Origin of the sequence: Collinsella sp. AF23-2 (assembly GCF_003459245.1) — a bacterium.
GTDB lineage: Bacteria > Actinomycetota > Coriobacteriia > Coriobacteriales > Coriobacteriaceae > Collinsella.
In genome coordinates this window covers 1-1,620 of the sequence record NZ_QRVG01000045.1, presented here as the reverse complement: position 1 = coordinate 1,620, position 1,620 = coordinate 1, and the positions used below count along the sequence as shown (strand labels likewise).

At 64.6% G+C, this 1,620-nt stretch carries 1 rRNA gene; it reads left to right on the top strand.

Annotation, left to right across the window (positions count from 1 at the left end):
- Positions 1 to 7: 7 nt before the first annotated feature.
- Positions 8 to 1,513 (top strand): 16S ribosomal RNA (locus DWY03_RS09920).
- Positions 1,514 to 1,620 lie beyond the last annotated feature (107 nt).

Here is a 1,620-nt window from a genome sequence, read left to right as displayed (position 1 = left end):
TTTATTTTGGACGGAGAGTTCGATCCTGGCTCAGGATGAACGCTGGCGGCGCGCCTAACACATGCAAGTCGAACGGCACCCACCTCCGGGTGGAAGCGAGTGGCGAACGGCTGAGTAACACGTGGAGAACCTGCCCCCTCCCCCGGGATAGCCGCCCGAAAGGACGGGTAATACCGGATACCCCGGGGTGCCGCATGGCACCCCGGCTAAAGCCCCGACGGGAGGGGATGGCTCCGCGGCCCATCAGGTAGACGGCGGGGTGACGGCCCACCGTGCCGACAACGGGTAGCCGGGTTGAGAGACCGACCGGCCAGATTGGGACTGAGACACGGCCCAGACTCCTACGGGAGGCAGCAGTGGGGAATCTTGCGCAATGGGGGGAACCCTGACGCAGCGACGCCGCGTGCGGGACGGAGGCCTTCGGGTCGTAAACCGCTTTCAGCAGGGAAGAGTCAAGACTGTACCTGCAGAAGAAGCCCCGGCTAACTACGTGCCAGCAGCCGCGGTAATACGTAGGGGGCGAGCGTTATCCGGATTCATTGGGCGTAAAGCGCGCGTAGGCGGCCCGGCAGGCCGGGGGTCGAAGCGGGGGGCTCAACCCCCCGAAGCCCCCGGAACCTCCGCGGCTTGGGTCCGGTAGGGGAGGGTGGAACACCCGGTGTAGCGGTGGAATGCGCAGATATCGGGTGGAACACCGGTGGCGAAGGCGGCCCTCTGGGCCGAGACCGACGCTGAGGCGCGAAAGCTGGGGGAGCGAACAGGATTAGATACCCTGGTAGTCCCAGCCGTAAACGATGGACGCTAGGTGTGGGGGGACGATCCCCCCGTGCCGCAGCCAACGCATTAAGCGTCCCGCCTGGGGAGTACGGCCGCAAGGCTAAAACTCAAAGGAATTGACGGGGGCCCGCACAAGCAGCGGAGCATGTGGCTTAATTCGAAGCAACGCGAAGAACCTTACCAGGGCTTGACATATGGGTGAAGCGGGGGAGACCCCGTGGCCGAGAGGAGCCCATACAGGTGGTGCATGGCTGTCGTCAGCTCGTGTCGTGAGATGTTGGGTTAAGTCCCGCAACGAGCGCAACCCCCGCCGCGTGTTGCCATCGGGTGATGCCGGGAACCCACGCGGGACCGCCGCCGTCAAGGCGGAGGAGGGCGGGGACGACGTCAAGTCATCATGCCCCTTATGCCCTGGGCTGCACACGTGCTACAATGGCCGGTACAGAGGGATGCCACCCCGCGAGGGGGAGCGGATCCCGGAAAGCCGGCCCCAGTTCGGATTGGGGGCTGCAACCCGCCCCCATGAAGTCGGAGTTGCTAGTAATCGCGGATCAGCATGCCGCGGTGAATGCGTTCCCGGGCCTTGTACACACCGCCCGTCACACCACCCGAGTCGTCTGCACCCGAAGTCGCCGGCCCAACCGCAAGGGGGGAGGCGCCGAAGGTGTGGAGGGTGAGGGGGGTGAAGTCGTAACAAGGTAGCCGTACCGGAAGGTGCGGCTGGATCACCTCCTTTCTAGGGAGACAATCTCTTAGAGAGAAAACACTTTAACTCGAATAGAGGGCAGGAGCCCGTCCGGTAGATGTCCGCCAGGATGATTCCCCGCAGCACCCGGTCCCCGG